The sequence below is a fragment of the Enterococcus sp. AZ156 genome, assembly GCF_051714165.1.
GTDB lineage: Bacteria > Bacillota > Bacilli > Lactobacillales > Enterococcaceae > Enterococcus_B > Enterococcus_B pernyi.
Map to the genome: position 1 here is coordinate 2,129,608 of NZ_JBIORI010000001.1, position 17,686 is coordinate 2,147,293.

Annotated in this window: 16 protein-coding genes and 1 tRNA gene; 4 read left to right on the forward strand and 13 right to left on the reverse strand. The window is 37.8% G+C overall.

Annotated elements, in window-relative coordinates; all coding sequences use genetic code 11:
- Positions 1 to 106: 106 nt before the first annotated feature.
- Positions 107 to 514 (forward strand): hypothetical protein, encoded by a 408-nt coding sequence (locus tag IGJ95_RS10110; RefSeq protein WP_010734869.1) that lies wholly within the window; start codon positions 107 to 109, stop codon positions 512 to 514.
- A gap of 46 nt (positions 515 to 560) precedes the next feature.
- Here the strand turns inward: IGJ95_RS10110 and IGJ95_RS10115 are convergent, their stop codons facing one another.
- From IGJ95_RS10115 to rpoN, 9 genes are all read right to left on the reverse strand, one after another.
- Complete coding sequence (locus tag IGJ95_RS10115) at positions 561 to 1,628, reverse strand: WxL protein peptidoglycan domain-containing protein (RefSeq protein WP_010734868.1); 1,068 nt, start codon at positions 1,626 to 1,628, stop codon at positions 561 to 563.
- Positions 1,629 to 1,835: 207 nt separating this feature from the next.
- The gene (locus tag IGJ95_RS10120; RefSeq protein ID WP_034691468.1) at positions 1,836 to 3,299 is read right to left on the reverse strand and encodes a helix-turn-helix domain-containing protein; all 1,464 of its coding nucleotides are present in this window, start codon (positions 3,297 to 3,299) and stop codon (positions 1,836 to 1,838) included.
- A 546-nt stretch (positions 3,300 to 3,845) separates the two neighbouring features.
- Positions 3,846 to 4,337: a hypothetical protein gene (locus IGJ95_RS10125; RefSeq protein WP_153830250.1), complete on the reverse strand. Its 492-nt coding sequence runs from the start codon at positions 4,335 to 4,337 to the stop codon at positions 3,846 to 3,848.
- An 803-nt stretch (positions 4,338 to 5,140) separates the two neighbouring features.
- Positions 5,141 to 6,439, reverse strand: a complete 1,299-nt coding sequence (gene eno, locus IGJ95_RS10130) for a phosphopyruvate hydratase (protein ID WP_010734865.1) — start codon at positions 6,437 to 6,439, stop codon at positions 5,141 to 5,143.
- 116 nt (positions 6,440 to 6,555) lie between these two features.
- A complete protein-coding gene (gene tpiA, locus IGJ95_RS10135) occupies positions 6,556 to 7,311 on the reverse strand; it encodes a triose-phosphate isomerase (protein ID WP_010734864.1) in 756 nt (251 codons plus the stop codon).
- A gap of 94 nt (positions 7,312 to 7,405) precedes the next feature.
- Positions 7,406 to 8,596, reverse strand: coding sequence for a phosphoglycerate kinase (locus IGJ95_RS10140; RefSeq protein ID WP_010734863.1), 1,191 nt, complete (start codon positions 8,594 to 8,596; stop codon positions 7,406 to 7,408).
- 106 nt (positions 8,597 to 8,702) lie between these two features.
- A complete protein-coding gene (gene gap / locus IGJ95_RS10145; protein WP_010734862.1) occupies positions 8,703 to 9,704 on the reverse strand; it encodes a type I glyceraldehyde-3-phosphate dehydrogenase in 1,002 nt (333 codons plus the stop codon).
- A 40-nt stretch (positions 9,705 to 9,744) separates the two neighbouring features.
- Entirely contained in the window at positions 9,745 to 10,836 is a 1,092-nt protein-coding gene (locus IGJ95_RS10150; protein ID WP_171844984.1) for a sugar-binding transcriptional regulator, read from the reverse strand.
- A 152-nt stretch (positions 10,837 to 10,988) separates the two neighbouring features.
- A complete protein-coding gene (gene rpoN, locus IGJ95_RS10155; RefSeq protein ID WP_010734860.1) occupies positions 10,989 to 12,317 on the reverse strand; it encodes an RNA polymerase factor sigma-54 in 1,329 nt (442 codons plus the stop codon).
- A 59-nt stretch (positions 12,318 to 12,376) separates the two neighbouring features.
- Between rpoN and IGJ95_RS10160 the strand changes: the two genes are divergently transcribed.
- Positions 12,377 to 12,448: transfer RNA gene (locus IGJ95_RS10160), tRNA-Arg, on the forward strand.
- A 108-nt stretch (positions 12,449 to 12,556) separates the two neighbouring features.
- Here the strand turns inward: IGJ95_RS10160 and IGJ95_RS10165 are convergent.
- From IGJ95_RS10165 to IGJ95_RS10180, 4 genes are all read right to left on the reverse strand, one after another.
- Positions 12,557 to 13,186, reverse strand: coding sequence for a hypothetical protein (locus IGJ95_RS10165; RefSeq protein WP_019724552.1), 630 nt, complete (start codon positions 13,184 to 13,186; stop codon positions 12,557 to 12,559).
- A 302-nt stretch (positions 13,187 to 13,488) separates the two neighbouring features.
- Positions 13,489 to 13,887: a hypothetical protein gene (locus tag IGJ95_RS10170; RefSeq protein WP_010734858.1), complete on the reverse strand. Its 399-nt coding sequence runs from the start codon at positions 13,885 to 13,887 to the stop codon at positions 13,489 to 13,491.
- Positions 13,888 to 14,168: 281 nt separating this feature from the next.
- Positions 14,169 to 14,780: a DNA-directed RNA polymerase subunit delta gene (gene rpoE, locus IGJ95_RS10175; protein ID WP_019723160.1), complete on the reverse strand. Its 612-nt coding sequence runs from the start codon at positions 14,778 to 14,780 to the stop codon at positions 14,169 to 14,171.
- Between the two features lie 75 nt (positions 14,781 to 14,855).
- Entirely contained in the window at positions 14,856 to 15,287 is a 432-nt protein-coding gene (locus IGJ95_RS10180; RefSeq protein WP_010734856.1) for a DUF1934 domain-containing protein, read from the reverse strand.
- Between the two features lie 207 nt (positions 15,288 to 15,494).
- Here IGJ95_RS10180 and IGJ95_RS10185 point away from each other — a divergent pair, with 207 nt between their 5' ends.
- Together IGJ95_RS10185 and IGJ95_RS10190 are read left to right on the forward strand one after the other, a co-directional pair.
- Positions 15,495 to 16,328, forward strand: coding sequence for a lipoate--protein ligase family protein (locus IGJ95_RS10185; RefSeq protein WP_023520051.1), 834 nt, complete (start codon positions 15,495 to 15,497; stop codon positions 16,326 to 16,328).
- Positions 16,312 to 17,682, forward strand: coding sequence for an HD domain-containing protein (locus tag IGJ95_RS10190; protein ID WP_096081645.1), 1,371 nt, complete (start codon positions 16,312 to 16,314; stop codon positions 17,680 to 17,682). Before IGJ95_RS10185 ends, IGJ95_RS10190 begins: the two co-directional genes overlap by 17 nt.
- The last annotated feature ends 4 nt before the right edge of the window (positions 17,683 to 17,686 follow it).

Below are 17,686 nucleotides of genomic sequence, written 5' to 3' on the forward strand. Positions count from 1 at the left end.
GGCTATAATGAAGTTGACCACCTTTTTTTTAACAATAAAAAGCCAGTGTATACATAATAAAACTCACTATATTCATTACTCAAACATCATTCGGAGGTGACCCTTCATGAAAAACCAACTCGCTTTTAAATTTTTACCCAAGTTATGGACTTCTATTTTATATCTTGTGGTGATTGCTATTGGCTCATTCATGTATTTATCAAAGTATTGGAATGTTACGATTTTCACCTCTATCTATCCTGATTTTTATCTTCATATCTCAAACTTTTCAATTAGTTTGATTTTAGGTTTGATTCCATATTTTTGGTTATTGATGGGGATAAAATTCAATTATGTAGTCATCTTTTCTTTACTCTTACTCGTAGTAAATGCACTATGTGAAACTGTCTTTGGATTCATAAACACACCTGATCTTATTGATATGTGTTTTGGCTTTGTTGGTACTGGAATTTATTTCCTGACATTGTTAATCATTTATACATTCGGACTTTTACCTAATAAAGAAACCACATAATTTTTCAAAAATCATCTGACTGAAATGCAAAACGAGAATCGAAGCCTTAGCTGTCGATTCTCGTTTTCTTATATTTAAGATAAAGTATTACACTTGTGATGATCAACAGAGCAGAAAAAACAAGCAACAAACCGATCACCCAGATATTACTTCCTTGATTGACGATAATCTTGTTTGAACCACCTGTTTGCTCTATCAACCCTTCCAGCTCTTCTTTTGTATAATTAAATTTAGTTACTTTTTCTTTGCCATCAACAGTTAGGATAAACTGATATTCCCCAAACATCAATTCTGCATCACTAACTAACGGTAGATTTAGCTTTGTTTTAGTCATTGGAGTCAATGCAATTGAGCTTTCTTCAATTTCTCCTTCAGAAATGATATCCCCGTTTGGATTGATTACTTTGTACGAGCCGCTTTCCGCAAAAGTTACTGCAGGATCATTGTTGGCTATATAGTAATCAAGCCTTATCGCATCCTGTGAGCTCACAAACTCAAACTCATCATAAGTTTGTTCTTTTTCAGCCTCTATTTCATCCATCTTGAGATGAAATAGGATTACTTTCTCATAGACATGAACGATATCTACAGCATCTTCATGACTTTCTTCACTTAATGTCTGAGAGAAATTCACCCCACCTAAAACTTCTCCATCAAGTTCCTCAGTCACATTGATCAAAATTGCTATCGTTTCACTTTGTTTCGCTTCAACTTTGATTTTCCCGTCTTCTAGTTCGCCATTAGCATCAGTTATCTTCACGTATTTACTAAAGTCATACTTTTCATCTAAAAGGTTTTCTGTATTTTCAACATAAGTGACACTTCCCATCGTTGATATAGCAACCGATGGATAGACAGTAACATCTAAGTCCTTGTCACCTATATTTGTAATCGTAGCAGTGAACTCATAGTTCTTATTAAGTTCTGGAGTAAACTGCAGATAGCTATCTCTGATCTCATATTCTTTGGGTTGCACATCCACTAGGATCGATGCAGTATCTTCCTCGGACGCCTCTACTGGTTGTATGTAAAAAAAACATCCCATCAATAAAACGAAAATAAGCGAACAGAAGTCAACTAACTTGTATTCTTTGGCTTGGCTATTTTTTGTCATTATTTCTCCTATTCATTTTCCTATCAAGTATCTTAAATCTCTATATTTTTTCTTGATCATTCTTATTCCTCTTTTTTCACAACAGTAGTTATCCTATCATCATACTTTGTATTTTGATTCATCAGAATGTTTCACTTTTTCCTGATCAAATTGAAAAGAATAAGTATCCTTAGAGATTTTTTTTATTATTTATATTTATTAAATTCATTACTCTAACTTTAAGATAATTCTTGCTTGGACAATCGCGTTTAAATTGTCCCAATGATCCTTATTGTGAATGTCTCTAAAAAAAGCAAAATCTTGGGACTCTTCGTGATACACAATCCCATCAGACACCAAAATATCTGCATCAGTAAAGTCAGAAGTGAAATGAATGATTTTTTTATTAAATATCGTTAGTAATTTACTTTCGATAACTGGTACATATTCCGGATGATGCAACATCGATATAGCAATAGTCACTCTTTCATTGTTTTGGATAGGCAAATAATACGAAAGGATATGTGCTAACTTGTTCGCAAATATTTGTCTATCACCAACTTGAAAATTCCTGTTTTTGACTATTCCCAATAGTAGCTGCTTCACTTCATGGATTCTACTATTGGGACTATTTTGATTAGCCACTCCTTTTAAATTCTCGAAATAAATATTTTTGTATGCCCAACTATTGATGACACTTTCATATAAAATCACATGTTCCACATCGGAATTTATCTTATATTTTTCTGATAATGTTTCGACGACATTCATAGAAAAATCAACGATTTCGTTCTGTCTATGCTCTTTGAATTTTTTGCCTAAGACTATCTTGTCCTGCTTGCTTGTCGTTTCAGGGATGAGAAGTTGTCTACAAAAATAAAAGAATGCAACTTCTTTTTCTCTATCTTCCATGTTTCGAGTTGGTATCAACTTTGTTAGCGAGTTCTCTTCATATAGTTCTTTCATATCAGCGAATAGTTCTATCGCTGTTTTGTCCAAATCTTGTATGATATACCCACGTGACACAGCATTTTCAAGTATTGAGAATAGAATGTCATGCTTTGCTTTTGTTGTCTTCAACCTCTCGTAGTGTCCACCTACTAGGTCAATATTCACTCTTGTTTGGCTATCTGCGAAAACATTATAGGCCATGATTTGTACCAGGTAATGATATGTTCTGATAGACATCTCATTGCCTTCCAAAGAAATTGATTCAAAATTACTATTAATAGTTATTGGTATTTTTTGATAATGAAAGATATCTTTCAGTCGGCTGATCAATTTATAACTATAAGACTTACTAAACATCAACTTTTCGGAAATATCGACTACACGAGTTTTTCGGTGTTTCAAGAGATAGAGCAATAATTGAAAATAAGGTGATTCATTAAAAAACTTTTTTTTCAAATTAACAAATACTTGAAGCAACAGTTCCTGATTAACACCTTCAATTAAACCAATCGTCCCCTTTTCTAGTAAAAAGAAAGATGAAAATGTAAAATTCAATTGTTCGAAGTTTTCTTCGAGTTCAACCAGTAATATTTTCGTTTGATACATCGTTAAGTTTAACCGCTCACTTAATTTATTCAATGACAAATATTTTTCTGTCACTAGAACCGTAAACAGTTGCAACATTTCGTTTTGTTTTTTTGTTAAGTAACGGCTACTAAACGTATCCATTATATATTCCATTTCTTCTACCAACCTTCATTTTTAGAGGATTCTATACTAAGAAGAATTCATTTAGTCAGAATGTTTCATTTTTTATTTTCAGCGAACTATACCGATGTCTCCTAGTTCAACTTGCATGGCTGTTGTATTGGTCTTGCCTGTACATTTTGACTTGATTACTAAGGTAGTGAAGCTTTGATCATGTATATTTGTCTTTCTACGGAATTATTATCTAAACACCTTCACTTTTTCTAATAAATTTCTATTGATTAAAATTTTCTCTGTTTGCATTACTAGATTCATAAATCTGATGGACCAACCAGCGACAGTAGAAGCTTGCAACTACGCGAAAGAATAAAAGAAGGAACACTGATCAGGCAATCAACAAGAGTAGTTTTCATTGATTGGATCAGCATTTCTTCTTTGAATATTCTATAGGACAGACGGATAGATCTACGCATTCTATATTATGATCCATCGTATTCTGTCAATCTTCGCACACTTAACTCTTTTTATCTGTCAAGCCTTTCACAACTGAAAAAAACTATTTTTTAGTCCGGAGTATTATCACCAAGGATTATTTACTTCTTGTGCTGTCAAGATGATTTTGGCACTATCATCTCTGTTTGATCGCCATACGTAATCATTTGCATCTAAAATGACATCGAAATCTTTTTCGATCTGTACCGAACTCATTCGCATTACCTGTTGTGCTTGAAGATGTGGGTTTGAAGGTTGAATGTCTAGTCCATTTCCATATTGGTCAAGTTTTGCAAAAATATTCACAAAAACATCCTGTGATTTTGTATTATTTACTGTAGCAGTTGCTTTCAAGACCTTCGTTTGTTTACGCATATCTGAGTTTAAGTCAAAATCAGATAATTTGAAATCGACTTTGTTTGTTGTTCCTTCATTGAAAGTGATATCTAGTTTTCCATCTTGGACTTCAATCGGTATTTGTTTTTCACTGACTGTCTCGGATGCGTTTACTAAGCTTGGGTTACTACCTACTAACAACAAAGTTGATAGCATAACTGTTGTGGATACCTTTTTTTTCATTGTTGGATAGCCTCCGGAATTTAATATTTTTTTCACAAAATCAGTTTACATTAAATTCCCTCATAGGGTTTATCCGAACATTCAACTCTTTTTTTAAAAACAGGATAATCTTTCACCACGTTCTTTGCTACATGATAGAAACTTGTCCGGAAAGATGGACTAGGCTCACTCCTTAACTCTATAAAAGCTCCCTATTTGTCCTTTGATCAGAGTTATTAGACCTTTTAGGCGTGATATTTCGACCAAATCCGTGTCCGGTTATCAAAAAAATTTCCATGAGAACTTATTCTCTTACATTCATCAAAAATCAACTTATTTATATTGGAACCGAACACTATGCGGGTTTTGTTTATATGGCAACATATGGTGATGACGTCAAAAGAGTTGGTGGTTAGCTTGAGGAAGTAAGAGAAGCAAATGATAAAGAAGAAATCCTTCGGAATCGTTCGTCGTTTAGATAATCAATAGACTATAACACACTATATAATAAAAAGAAAGCCCACATAGTTGTCGATCTTCAAGTTTATAGGAGGTACATTCTTGTTCTCAATCGTCTCGTTTTCATCATCCATGATAAAGACGCGATGAATTAAGAACAGCTTGGATAAAGCTAATTAATCGATTTTGTGCCTAATAAAAATATGAGGAATGATGATCTTTATTTATATTCATAAGAATCTATGATTTGTTTTTATCATTCGTTTCTGTAAGTACTAAAAATATTTTTTCTGATTAATCATCTGCCTAAAAAAATACCCCTCTCATGTCATTGACATAAGAAGGGCATTTTTACATTCATTTAATTATTTGTTTTTTAAGTTGTAGAAAGATTTCAAACCTTTGTACTCTGCAACTTCACCAAGTTGGTCTTCGATACGTAATAATTGGTTGTATTTCGCAACACGGTCAGTACGTGATAGAGAACCTGTTTTGATTTGGCCAGCGTTTGTTGCAACTGCGATATCAGAGATTGTTGAATCTTCTGTTTCACCAGAACGATGAGAAACTACTGCAGTGTAACCAGCTTCTTTAGCCATTTCGATTGCTTCGAAAGTTTCTGTCAAAGTACCGATTTGGTTAACTTTGATAAGGATTGAGTTAGCAATTCCTTTTTCGATACCTTCAGCAAGTTTTTCAGTGTTTGTTACGAACAAGTCGTCACCCACTAATTGAACTTTGTCGCCTAGAACTTCTGTCAATTTCTTGAATCCATCCCAGTCGTTTTCGTCTAATCCATCTTCAATAGAGATGATTGGGTATTTAGATACTAATTCTTCGTAGAATTTGATCATTTCGTCAGTTGTTTTTTCGCCTTCGCCTGAATCAGCTAATACGTAAACACCTTTTTCTTTGTCGTAGAATTCTGAAGAAGCAGCGTCCATTGCAAGAACAACGTCTTTACCAGGAACATAGCCAGCTTTTTCGATTGCTTCGATGATTACTTCGAAACCTTCTTCGTTTGAACCAAGGTTAGGAGCGAATCCACCTTCGTCACCAACTGAAGTTGCTAATCCACGAGATTTCAAGATTGCAGCTAATGCATGGAATACTTCCGCACCCATACGTAGTGCTTCTTTGAATGTTGGCGCGCCAACAGGCATGATCATGAATTCTTGGAAGTCGATTGAGTTATCCGCATGTGATCCACCGTTGATGATGTTCATCATTGGAGTTGGTAATACTTTTGTGTTGAATCCGCCTAGGTAGTGGTATAAAGGTACTTCTAGGTAGTCAGCAGCTGCACGAGCAACAGCGATTGAAACACCAAGAATAGCGTTCGCACCTAATTTACCTTTGTTAGGAGTTCCGTCTAAAGCGATCATTGCTTTGTCGATAGCCATTTGGTCACGTACATCGTAGCCAATGATTGCTTCAGCAATGATGTTGTTTACGTTGTCAACAGCTTTGATTACACCTTTACCGCCATAACGAGATTTGTCTCCGTCACGTAATTCAACTGCTTCGTATTCACCAGTTGAAGCACCTGAAGGAACCATTCCACGGCCGAAAGCACCGCTTTCTGTGTATACTTCTACTTCGATTGTTGGGTTACCGCGTGAGTCTAGAATCTCGCGAGCGTAAACATCAGTAATAATTGACATGTTTTGTCTCTCCTTTGAGTTTGGTTTTTTCCTAAGGGATTTCCCTCATATACGATTTTAGTTAATTTTGTGTCTTTGTGCAAACATTTCTTGCATTTTTCACAAATTTTCAATAATTATTTTACAGCATCAAGTAATGCTAAGAATGAATCCGCTTCTAAGCTAGCTCCGCCAACTAATGCGCCATCCACATTTTCTTTTGCCATATACTCAGCAATGTTCTCAGGTTTTACAGAACCACCGTATTGGATACGAACTGCTTCTGATACTTCTTTGCCGTAAAGTTTTTCAACTGTTTGACGTACCACGCCACAGATTTCGTCAGCGATTTCAGCATCTGCTGATTTACCTGTACCGATTGCCCAGATTGGTTCGTAAGCAATAACTAGATTACTTACTTGACCTTCTGTTAAGCCTTCAAGACCAGCAGTGATTTGTCCTTCGATCCACTCAGCAGTTTTGCCTGCTTCATATGTTTCTAATGACTCACCACAGCAAAGAATTGGGATCATACCGTTTGCGAAGATTGCTTTCGCTTTTTTGTTGATATCTTCGTCAGTTTCGTGGAAGTATTCACGACGCTCAGAGTGACCGATGATCACATATTGTACACCTAGATCAGCTAAAGCTGCTGGTGATGTTTCACCAGTGAATGCACCTGAGTTTTCCCAGTAAGAGTTTTGTGCAGCGATTTTCAATTCTGTACCTTCAGCTGAAGCCATTAATTCTTGTAAGAATAATGCAGGAGATCCAATCACTGAATCTACTTTATCATTTGAAGGGATCTTGTTTTTTACTGCTTCTGCAAAAGCTTTTGCTTCAGATGCAGTTTTGTTCATTTTCCAGTTACCAGCGATAATTGGTTTACGCATGATATGCACTCCTATTCAGAATGTAAGAGGACTACAGATTTGAGCAATCTGTAGATGGTCCTCTCACCATTTTATTTATTCGTTGATTTTATGCTTATTTGTCGTTGATTGCAGCTAGTCCAGGTAATTCTTTCCCTTCAAGCAACTCTAAGCTTGCACCGCCACCTGTTGAGATGTGAGTGAATTTGTCTGCAAAACCTAATTGTTCCGCAGCAGCTGCAGAGTCACCGCCACCGATGATCGTTGTAGCATCTTCAAGGTTAGCGATTGCTTCACAAACACCGATCGTACCTTTAGCGAAGTTACTCATTTCGAATACACCCATTGGTCCGTTCCATACAACTGTTTTCGCACCTTGTAATGTATCAGCAAATAATTTAACTGAAGCAGGACCGATGTCTAATGCCATCAAGCCTTCAGGAATATCTCCTTCGATGACTTGTGTTTCTACATCATTTGAAAATTCAGGGGCACAAACGTTGTCGATTGGTAAAACTAATTTGTCGCCTGCTTTTTCGATCAATTCTTTTGCTAAAGCTACTTTATCTGCTTCAACTAAAGAGTTACCGATCTTGATGCCTTTTGCTTCGTAGAATGTGTAAGTCATTCCGCCGCCGATCAAGATTTTGTCTGCTTTAGGAATCAAGTTTTCGATGACACCGATTTTATCTGAAACTTTCGCTCCACCTAAGATCGCGATCATCGGACGTTTTGGTTCTTCAACTGCTTCGCCGATGAACTTGATTTCTTTATCCATCAAGAATCCAGCAACTGTTGGGATACCTGTTGAAGCGATCCCTACGTTTGAAGCATGCGCACGGTGAGCCGTACCAAATGCATCATTGACAAATACATCGCCTAAAGAAGCCCAGTATTTACCTAGGTCAGCATCATTTTTGCTTTCTTTTTTGCCGTCGATGTCTTCAAAACGAGTGTTTTCAAAAACAACTACGTCTCCGTCTTTCATGTCAGCAATTGCTGTTTCTAATTCTGAACCACGAGTTTCAGGAACGAAAGTTACTTCTTTACCTAGCAATTCGCCTAAACGTTTTGCAACTGGTGCCAAAGATTTTCCTTCTTTGTCTTCTTCTGTTTTCACACGTCCAAGGTGAGAGAAAAGAATCGCTTTTCCGCCTTGCTCCAACACATAATTGATTGTTGGTAACGCAGCTTTGATACGTGTATCATCAGTGATGACGCCGTCTTTCAAAGGAACGTTGAAGTCAACACGGACAAGGACTTTTTTATCTTTTAAATCAATATCTTTGACTGTTTTCTTAGCCATTTGATTTCCTCCTAAAATAAACATCTTATCAAAAAAAGCGGAGAAGCGCGATTGCTTCCCCGCTTTTAAGTGTACATGGATATAGGTTACACTTGTACGATTTATCTTATAAGTTAGCGAAGTATTCTAAAGTACGTACTAATTGTGCAGTGTATGACATTTCGTTGTCGTACCAAGCAACAGTTTTAACTAATTGTTTGTCGCCAACAGTCATTACTTTTGTTTGAGTAGCATCAAATAATGAACCGTAAGTCATACCAACGATATCTGAAGAAACGATTTCGTCTGTGTTGTAACCGTAAGATTCGTTAGCTGCTTCTTCCATTGCAGCATTTACTTCATCAACTGTTACGTTTTTATCAAGAACTGTAACTAATTCTGTTAATGAACCAGTTGCGATTGGTACACGTTGAGCAGCTCCGTCTAATTTACCGTTCAATTCAGGGATTACTAAACCGATTGCTTTAGCAGCACCTGTTGAGTTAGGAACGATGTTTGCAGCAGCAGCGCGTGCACGGCGGAAGTCACCTTTAGGATGAGGTCCGTCAAGAGTCATTTGGTCACCTGTGTAAGCGTGGATAGTTGTCATTAATCCTTCAACAACACCAAATTTGTCATTCAATGTTTTAGCCATAGGAGCTAAACAGTTAGTTGTACATGAAGCACCAGAGATAACTGTTTCTTTACCAGTTAATGTTTCATGGTTTGTGTTGTAAACGATTGTTGGTACATCGTCTCCACCAGGAGCTGAGATAACAACACGTTTAGCACCAGCTGTTAAATGTTTTTCAGCAGCTGATTTTGAAGTGAAGAAACCAGTACATTCTAGAACGATGTCTACGCCTAGTTCGCCCCAAGGTAATTCTTCAGGGTTACGGTTAGCTAATACTTTAACTTCTTTTCCGTTTACGTTGAATGAACCTTCGTGAACTTCAACTGTTCCGTTGAAACGTCCTTGAGTTGTATCGTATTTTAACAAGTGTGCCAACATTTTAGCATCTGTCAAATCGTTGATTGCTACTACTTCGATTCCATCTACATCTTGGATACGACGGAACGCTAGACGTCCAATACGTCCAAAACCATTAATACCTACTTTAACTGTCATTTAAGATTTCCTCCTTATGAAAATCAAAAAAATATTTATTTTAAAGGGATACCCCTTTTAAAATCTCATTAGCAGCGGCTTCATCTGTGATGAGCCACGTTTGTTTTGGTGCATTATTCATATACGCTCGAATTGCTTTGGCTTTGGCTTTCCCTCCTGCAACCGCAAGAATGATCGGGACTTTAGCTAAGTCTTTTAATTCGATGCCGATTCGTGGGACTTTATAAACGACTTCTCCTTTTTCATTGAAGAAATAGCCAAAAGATTCCGCAACGGCATTGGCTTGTTTCAACATCAGCAATTCTTCTTCATTCATCTTTCGTCGCGCTGCCATATGCAACGCCCGTCCAATACTATGAATAACACAATTTGCCTGACTTATCAAGTTTAAAACTTCTTGTATAGACGGCTCATTGAGTAATGAATTGTAAGTAGCCAAGCTTAATTGTTCCGGCACATATAGTGCTCGGTGTTTTCCATTTGCCTTTGTAGCCATTCTAGCACTGACTGAGTTCGCTTGTACAGTAATCGCCTCACCGATCCCACCTCGCGCAGGAACAAACAAATTATGGCGCTTGCTGTTTTCTAAGCTAGTCAATTGCTCTGCAACGATCGCCATCGTCGTTCCTCCCATGACTGCGATGATATTATCACCTTCAGGAAGTAGTAGATTCAGTGATTCGTCTAAGGCTTCGCCAAAAGCATCTGCTACTTTTGGTTGTTGTTCACTGTTTCCAGAAACAACGATACAGCGCTGGTTTCCAAAATACTCAGATAGTTTCATTTCAATCTGATGCATTCCTAAAAGTTGGTCCATAAAGCCTTCGAGGCTTTGATAGACTTCCTCTCCTTTTTTCGTCAGCGTCATACCACTTTTAGAGGCGTTGATCAGTTCAAGTTGTTTGAGCAGATCCGTTTCTGTTCGTAAGACACGTTCGGTCATGCCCATGCTTTCCGATAAACTACGACGACCAATTGGCTGCATCCAGTAAATATTGCGCAAAATCTTATAGCGTTCTTGCAAAACATCCATGATGTCTGGCGCAACAGCTTCAATCAGTTTCAATTCATCTAACATAGCGATCTCCTTAGTTGGACATTTTTCGTCCAATGTAGACTCAAAACGACCCATGTGATCTAAAAAAATAAATCGGACTTTCCAACTTGCACGTTTTCTACTAGGAAAATCTCAACCTCACATGACATAGTCTAACAGTTTTGTCCGTATTTATCAACAAAAAAAGACTAGAAAAATGTTTAAGATTCTTCCAGTCTTTCATTCAATTATCTATCATACCGTTTTCTTTTCGATGAACTAGGGATTCCTAACAAGTCACGATATTTGGCGACTGTTCGTCGAGAAATCGAAATTTTGTCATTTTTCAGTAGTTCTACTAATTTTTGGTCAGATAATGGTTTGCTTTTATCTTCCGCATCCACTAGTTCTTGGACTTTTTTCTTTGCGGTATCTGCTGATAGGTCTTCAGTACTCTCTGCATTTGTAGGTTGGAGTCTCGTCGTAAAGAACTTTTTCAATTCGAAGACACCAAAATCGGTTTCAAGATACTTGCCATTGACTGCTCGACTGACCGTTGATTCGTGGACGTCGATTTCTTCTGCGACTTCTTTTAAGGTCAATGGGCGGATCGGTCGTGCGACATTTGTAAAGAATTCTTTTTGCCGAGAAACAATGATTTGCGCCACGCGCATGATCGTATCACCGCGTTGCAAAATCGTTTTTTGCAGCCATTCAAATTCTTGTTTTCGTTCGTTCAAATAGGCTTGAGTCTCTTTATCTGCTTTTTTTTGCATCTGTTGAAAATAGGCTTCTTGAAAACGTACATTCGGCTGGTTGCCTCGATTTGAGATGACTTGGACTTCTTCACCTATTACGACAACTTTGACATCGGGAATGATATACAAACCGCTACTATGGTCAAAGACTCGTCCAGGACTTGGACTAAGGGTTTGGATATAGTCAAAGATCCGTTGTACATCGCTTAATGGAATCGCAAAATGTTGGGCGATCTCTTTCCATTTGCGTTCGACTAATTGATCAAACCATTCTTCCAAGACGATGTAAGCCAATTCGGGCGCATAATCGTCTCTTTCGGTTTGTAACATTAAACATTCTTGTAAACTTCGCGCCCCAACACCTGCTGGCTCTAACTGCTGGATCAGCGTCAATGCGTCAAGCATTTGGATCGGTGTCGCATTCGTTTGTTGGATGGCGTCTTCTAAAGAAATAGTCAAAAAACCATTCAGGTCGATATATTCGATCAAATATAAAATCAACTTACGTAAGAAAGTATCTCGGTAATTCAAATGGACTTGTTCGATCAATGATTCAAAAAGTGAGCCTGTTGTATCAGGAATTTGATTCAAGTAGCTCGTCTCTTCTCCCTCATAACTGGCATTACGTTTTTGGTAATCGGGTTGCCAATCCGGTTCGATCACTTCTACTAAGGGGTTTTCCAACGCCTGATTTTCAACAAAAGCCAGTAGCTCTTCGCTGTTATACTGCAAGACTTGGATGGACTGTTGGAGCTGTTGTGTCATGGCAAGTTTTTGTGTTTGTTGTTGTTTTTGTGAAAAATTTTGTTCAAATTTCATTTTTTTGTCCATTCCCCTTGTAATTTATTTTTGATTTCGATACAATTGTTGCAGTGCTTGCGTCCTTAGTGTAGTGGATATCACGTAAGATTCCGGTTCTTGAGACGGGGGTTCGATTCCCTCAGGACGCGTCTATTGTTATCTTAGCATATTTGTGAAGATTTTGCTTTCAAATTTCTAAGAAAAAAAGCGGTTTTCCTATCTAGGAAAACTGCTTTTTTTGATTTCTTCATGGGATTTCAAAAAGTAAACCAATCTTCTATGTAACTATAGTAGAAATGATTCGTTAAAGGTCCAGGAGTATAGCGCTCTGTCACACCCTCACCTTGACGAAGCGTTAAACCGTTTCTTAAAGTGGCTGTTTTTTGATCATAAAAATCACCATTGATGAGATAAAATATTCGGTTAGGGTCCTCTAAATAAGCAAATACATCCCCTGTAAAGTGTTTTTCCAATCCTTGATCAGCGGATTTCAACTGAACGGATAAAATTGACTTGATTGCTCGGAAATTTCCACTTTCGCTCGTTTCACAGTATAACAATAAATTTGGTTGGTATACTCTGTTGACAGTTATGTTTTGAGAAAAGATACGGTAGATTGCCCCATTATGTATTGCGCTTTGCACCATTTGCTCAGTATAGCCGAGCTGTTTTTTAGCTTCTTCTTCGGTTAGTTGATATTCTCTCGAAATGACACGAAGCAGTTGCTGAAAGTCCAACTTACTGGACATTGTACGATATGTATTTTCTTCATTTTTCGTTGAAAGATTCAAAGAGGTTTGCTCTTTTGGTGATGAATGGACCAAGAGAAACAACCCAAATAAAATCACAAGAAAACCGATTACTTTTATTCGTATTGACTTTTTCATTGATTACTCCTATTTATTTGTTATTCTTCTGTCTATAATCATAATCAGAAATAGCCAATGAAGCAAAGAGTTTTTATAAAAAACAATCGTTTTTTATTTTCCGACTTGATTCTATAACCTGTTTCCTCAAGAAGTCACTACAGCAGTGTTTGACCACGAGAAATAAAGCACCATCCACGAAAATTATTTTTCAAATTTTGGTGGACGGCGACTTATTTTTCGAAGAGTTACTTCTGTTTCCGCGGTTTATTCGATTTTAAATGGTGCGAGAGGATTATTGTCCCACTCTCTTTCATTTTTTATCAATCATAAGGAACATAATCTTCGTAACTTTCTTCGTTGTTCAAGGCTTCATTTTCAATAAAATAGTTCATACCGCCCATCAATTCCGAACTCATTGGTCCGTTTAAAGATAAATCATGACGTTCAATCATTTCCCGGTATTCATCTGCACTGATCACCGCACCGGTTTTCAAGCTTTTGTATTGCTTCGGTGTTTCCTCCACTTCTTGATCCAACTTTGAAAAATCTGTTTCTTTGTATGTCACGAAATAGCCATGAGAAAGTTTCCGTTCGACTACTTCATTGCATTCAGGACAGCGGATCGGCATTTCTTTTTCTCGATGCTTCACAATGTGACGTACTTCATTATAATAGAATTTGGTCTGACAATTGGGACATTTTAATTGATCATCTAACATATCGATCGTCTCCTTTTATATTTGATTGTCATGTCTCAGTTTCACTTTCATCATACTCTTTTTTACAACAAATGAAAAAAGATTCGCTGACATCACCTAATGCTTTTCTCTGAAACATTTCTATAAACCACAAAAATATGCCTTCATCCTTAAGGAGAAACACTTTTGGTTTCTAGTTGACGTTCTGCCTTACTCTCTAGGACTTTTTCTTTTATTCTAATACAAAAAAACTGCAAGGCTACTTTTACAAGTAACTTGCAGTTTTTTGTGATTTCTCTTACTTATTCTTCTGGGAAATCTTCGTCTTCAAATTCTTCGTCTTCTTCGTCATCGTCTTCGATAATGCTTAGATCTTCTTCGATGTTTCCTGGGATTTCTTCTTCGTCGTCTCCAGTATCTGCACCAATTTCTTGTAAGTCTGAATTGTATGCAGCGATTTCTTCATCATCGTCATCTTCATCTTCAAAAAGATCATCATCGTCTTCGTCAGACAGATCAGTATCTTCTGGGTCATCATCGTTATAATCGATGGCATCTTCGTCATCATTGATAAAGGCATTGACTTTTTTGCGTTTACGACGACGTGGTGTATCCTCGTCTTCTTCGTCGATTCCATGGTTGACTTCTTCATCGATCGAATCGATGGCATACCATGAACGCAAGCCCCAACGATTGTCGCCTAATGAAATAAAGCTACCGTCGATATTTAAGTCAGTATAAAATTGTGCGAGTGAATCACGAATGTCACTATCTGATTTGCCAAGATATGTTTGAATCTCATTTGCTAAATCAGAAAAGTCCATCACATCACCACGCTGCTCTAAGATCGCGTGTGCGACTTCGATCATTGATAATTCGTTTTTGTTTGCACCTTCAAATACACTAATTTCCAATCAGGACACGTCCTTTCACAGTCTACTCCTTATCATACAAAATCACAGGTAAAAAATCAAACGTTTCTTTGCTATTTATGCAGTAAAATCTAAGACCATCTCATATTCGCCTATTTTTTCGACACCCATGAACAAATCGTAATCGATCATGACTTTGCCAGCCGTTGGACGATCTTTTAGACTGACATGTAGTTCTTTTGTGTATGTGTCGACTTGGATCATTCCATAAGGCGTGCGGTAATGGGTTTCTAGACGCTCCCGATAGGCAAATTTTAGACGCATACGCATTTCACCAGCACGGATCAATTGCACGTGACCATCTGGCATGATCTTGATTGTGACAGGAATTTCTTCTTGTCCTTCTTGGATCTCTTTATAGCGTATGTATAAGGTATCGCCAATTTTGACCATTTGTCCTTTCAGATCAAAATAAAAATCTTGTTGCTCTCCTTGTTGTTTCACTTTTGTACGTAATTGTATCGAAATCGGTAATCCAGATCGTTCCATTTGACATTCTCCTTTTCTCATAGCTACATTGTTCCCACTTTCCACTGATTTGTCAACCGACAGGTATAGAGAACAGATAACTTTTTTCATCTCTTCTTTCTTATTTTGGAGTATAATGAAGAAAGAAGGAGTGATACTCCTGTATATTAGAATGAGTTGAGGTTGTAACAATCGCTGCTCAAGCAGATTTAAATAGGAGTTGAGTACATGACGTCCATCATTTTGGATCAAGAAGTCTACCAAACAAATGATTTTTCTCCGTTTGCTTTAACGGATATTTTAACAGAGTATGCCAAAAAAAATCAACAAACTTTTCTACATTTTTGGCAATATGAACAGACGATCATCCTCGGTATGAAGGATACCCGAACCCCTTTTTTATCTGAAGGGATCAAGGTCATCCAAGATGCGGGATTTACACCGGTGATCCGCAATGCTGGTGGACTAGGTATCGTTTCAGACCAAGGGATTTTGAATATCTCGTTGATTTTCCCACAAGAAGATGAGAACAAGATCTCGATCGATGAAGGATATGAACAGATGCTCGCTCTTACTCGTCAGGCTTTTCCTGTTTATGCAGACAAAATAGAAGCCTATGAAATCAAAGATTCTTATTGTCCTGGTACCTACGATCTCAGTATCAATGGTAAAAAATTTGCCGGGATCGCACAACGGCGGATCAAAAACGGGATCTCTGTGATGATGTATCTGAGCGTGAATGGGGATCAAGAAAAACGAGGCGAACTGATGCGACAGTTTTATCAACAAGCATTGAAAGAACAATTCGGTACAAACGGCTATCCTGCGGTGGCACCTACAAGCATGGCGACACTAGAAAAGTTATTCGATACACCGTTGACCGTTGCTCAAGTAAAAGATTCATTTATCCAAGCGTTCACTACATCTTATCCAACAAGTATTTCTATGGGGTCTGACATTTGGCAAGAAGCGAATGTTTCGCCAGATGAATGGCACGGACAAATTGAACGTATGACCCAACGAAATGCACTAAAGGAGCTGGCTTATGACAACACCTTATAAATACAAACTATTACCAATGGAAAAAGTCTTTAGAGATCCAGTGCATAACTACATCCACGTGCAACATCAAGTGATTTTAGACTTGATCAATTCGAAAGAAGTCCAGCGATTACGACGGATCAAACAACTCGGTACTTCGTCATTTACTTTCCATGGCGCAGAGCATAGCCGTTTCACTCATTCACTCGGTGTATACGAAATCTCCCGACGCATCTGTGACATTTTTTCAAGAAATTTCTCCATTGAAAAAATCGGTCCTTCTGGTTGGGATGATCGGGAACGTCTCGTGACTTTATGTGCCGCCTTACTCCATGATATTGGCCATGGGCCTTATTCACATACCTTTGAACATATTTTCCAGACCAATCATGAAGCAATCACTGTAGAGATCATTACTTCGCCAGAAACGGAAGTCTATCAGATTTTGAATCGTGTCGAAGAAGGTTTTCCTGAGAAAGTGGCTAGTGTGATCCAAAAAACATATCCAAATCCACAAGTCGTCCAAATGATCTCTAGCCAAATCGATGCCGATCGTATGGATTACCTTTTACGTGATGCCTACTTTACAGGTACAGAATATGGAACGTTCGATCTGACAAGGATTTTGCGTGTGATTCGCCCCTATCAAGGTGGAATCGCTTTTTCCATGAATGGGATGCACGCAGTAGAGGATTATATCGTCAGTCGCTATCAGATGTATGTTCAAGTATACTTTCATCCAGTTTCTCGAGGAATGGAAGTCGTCTTGGAGCATCTATTGCATCGTGCCCATGAACTTTATCACCAAGATGATGATAGTTTTGCACGTTATTCACAGTTACTGTTGCCATTTTTAGATGGCACATTTAGTTTAGATGAGTACTTAAAGCTGGATGATGGCGTCTTGAATACGTGTTTCAGTCAATGGACGGATTCATCTGATCCAATCCTTAGTGACTTAGCCAAACGCTTCTTAAATCGTAAACCATTGAAATCAGCGATGTTTTCTGGTGATCGTTACTCACCACTGATTGCTGAATTGACCTCTTTGGTCGAAAAAGTGGGCTACAATCCAAACTATTATACAGCCATCAATTCAAGCTATGACCTGCCTTATGATTTTTACCGTCCAGAAGAAGGCAGACATCGCACACAAATTGAAATCTTGCGAAATGACGGAACTTTGGTAGAATTATCAGAGGTCAGTCAATTAGTTGCTGCACTCGCAGGGCAAGAACAAGGAGATGAACGCTTCTTCTTTCCGAAAGAAATGGTCGATCCTACCTTGCGTAATCACTATGATCTTTTTGATGAAACCTACCAAGAATTTGCGCGTCATATCCATAATGGCGCATTGATTGAAGAAATAAACTAACTAA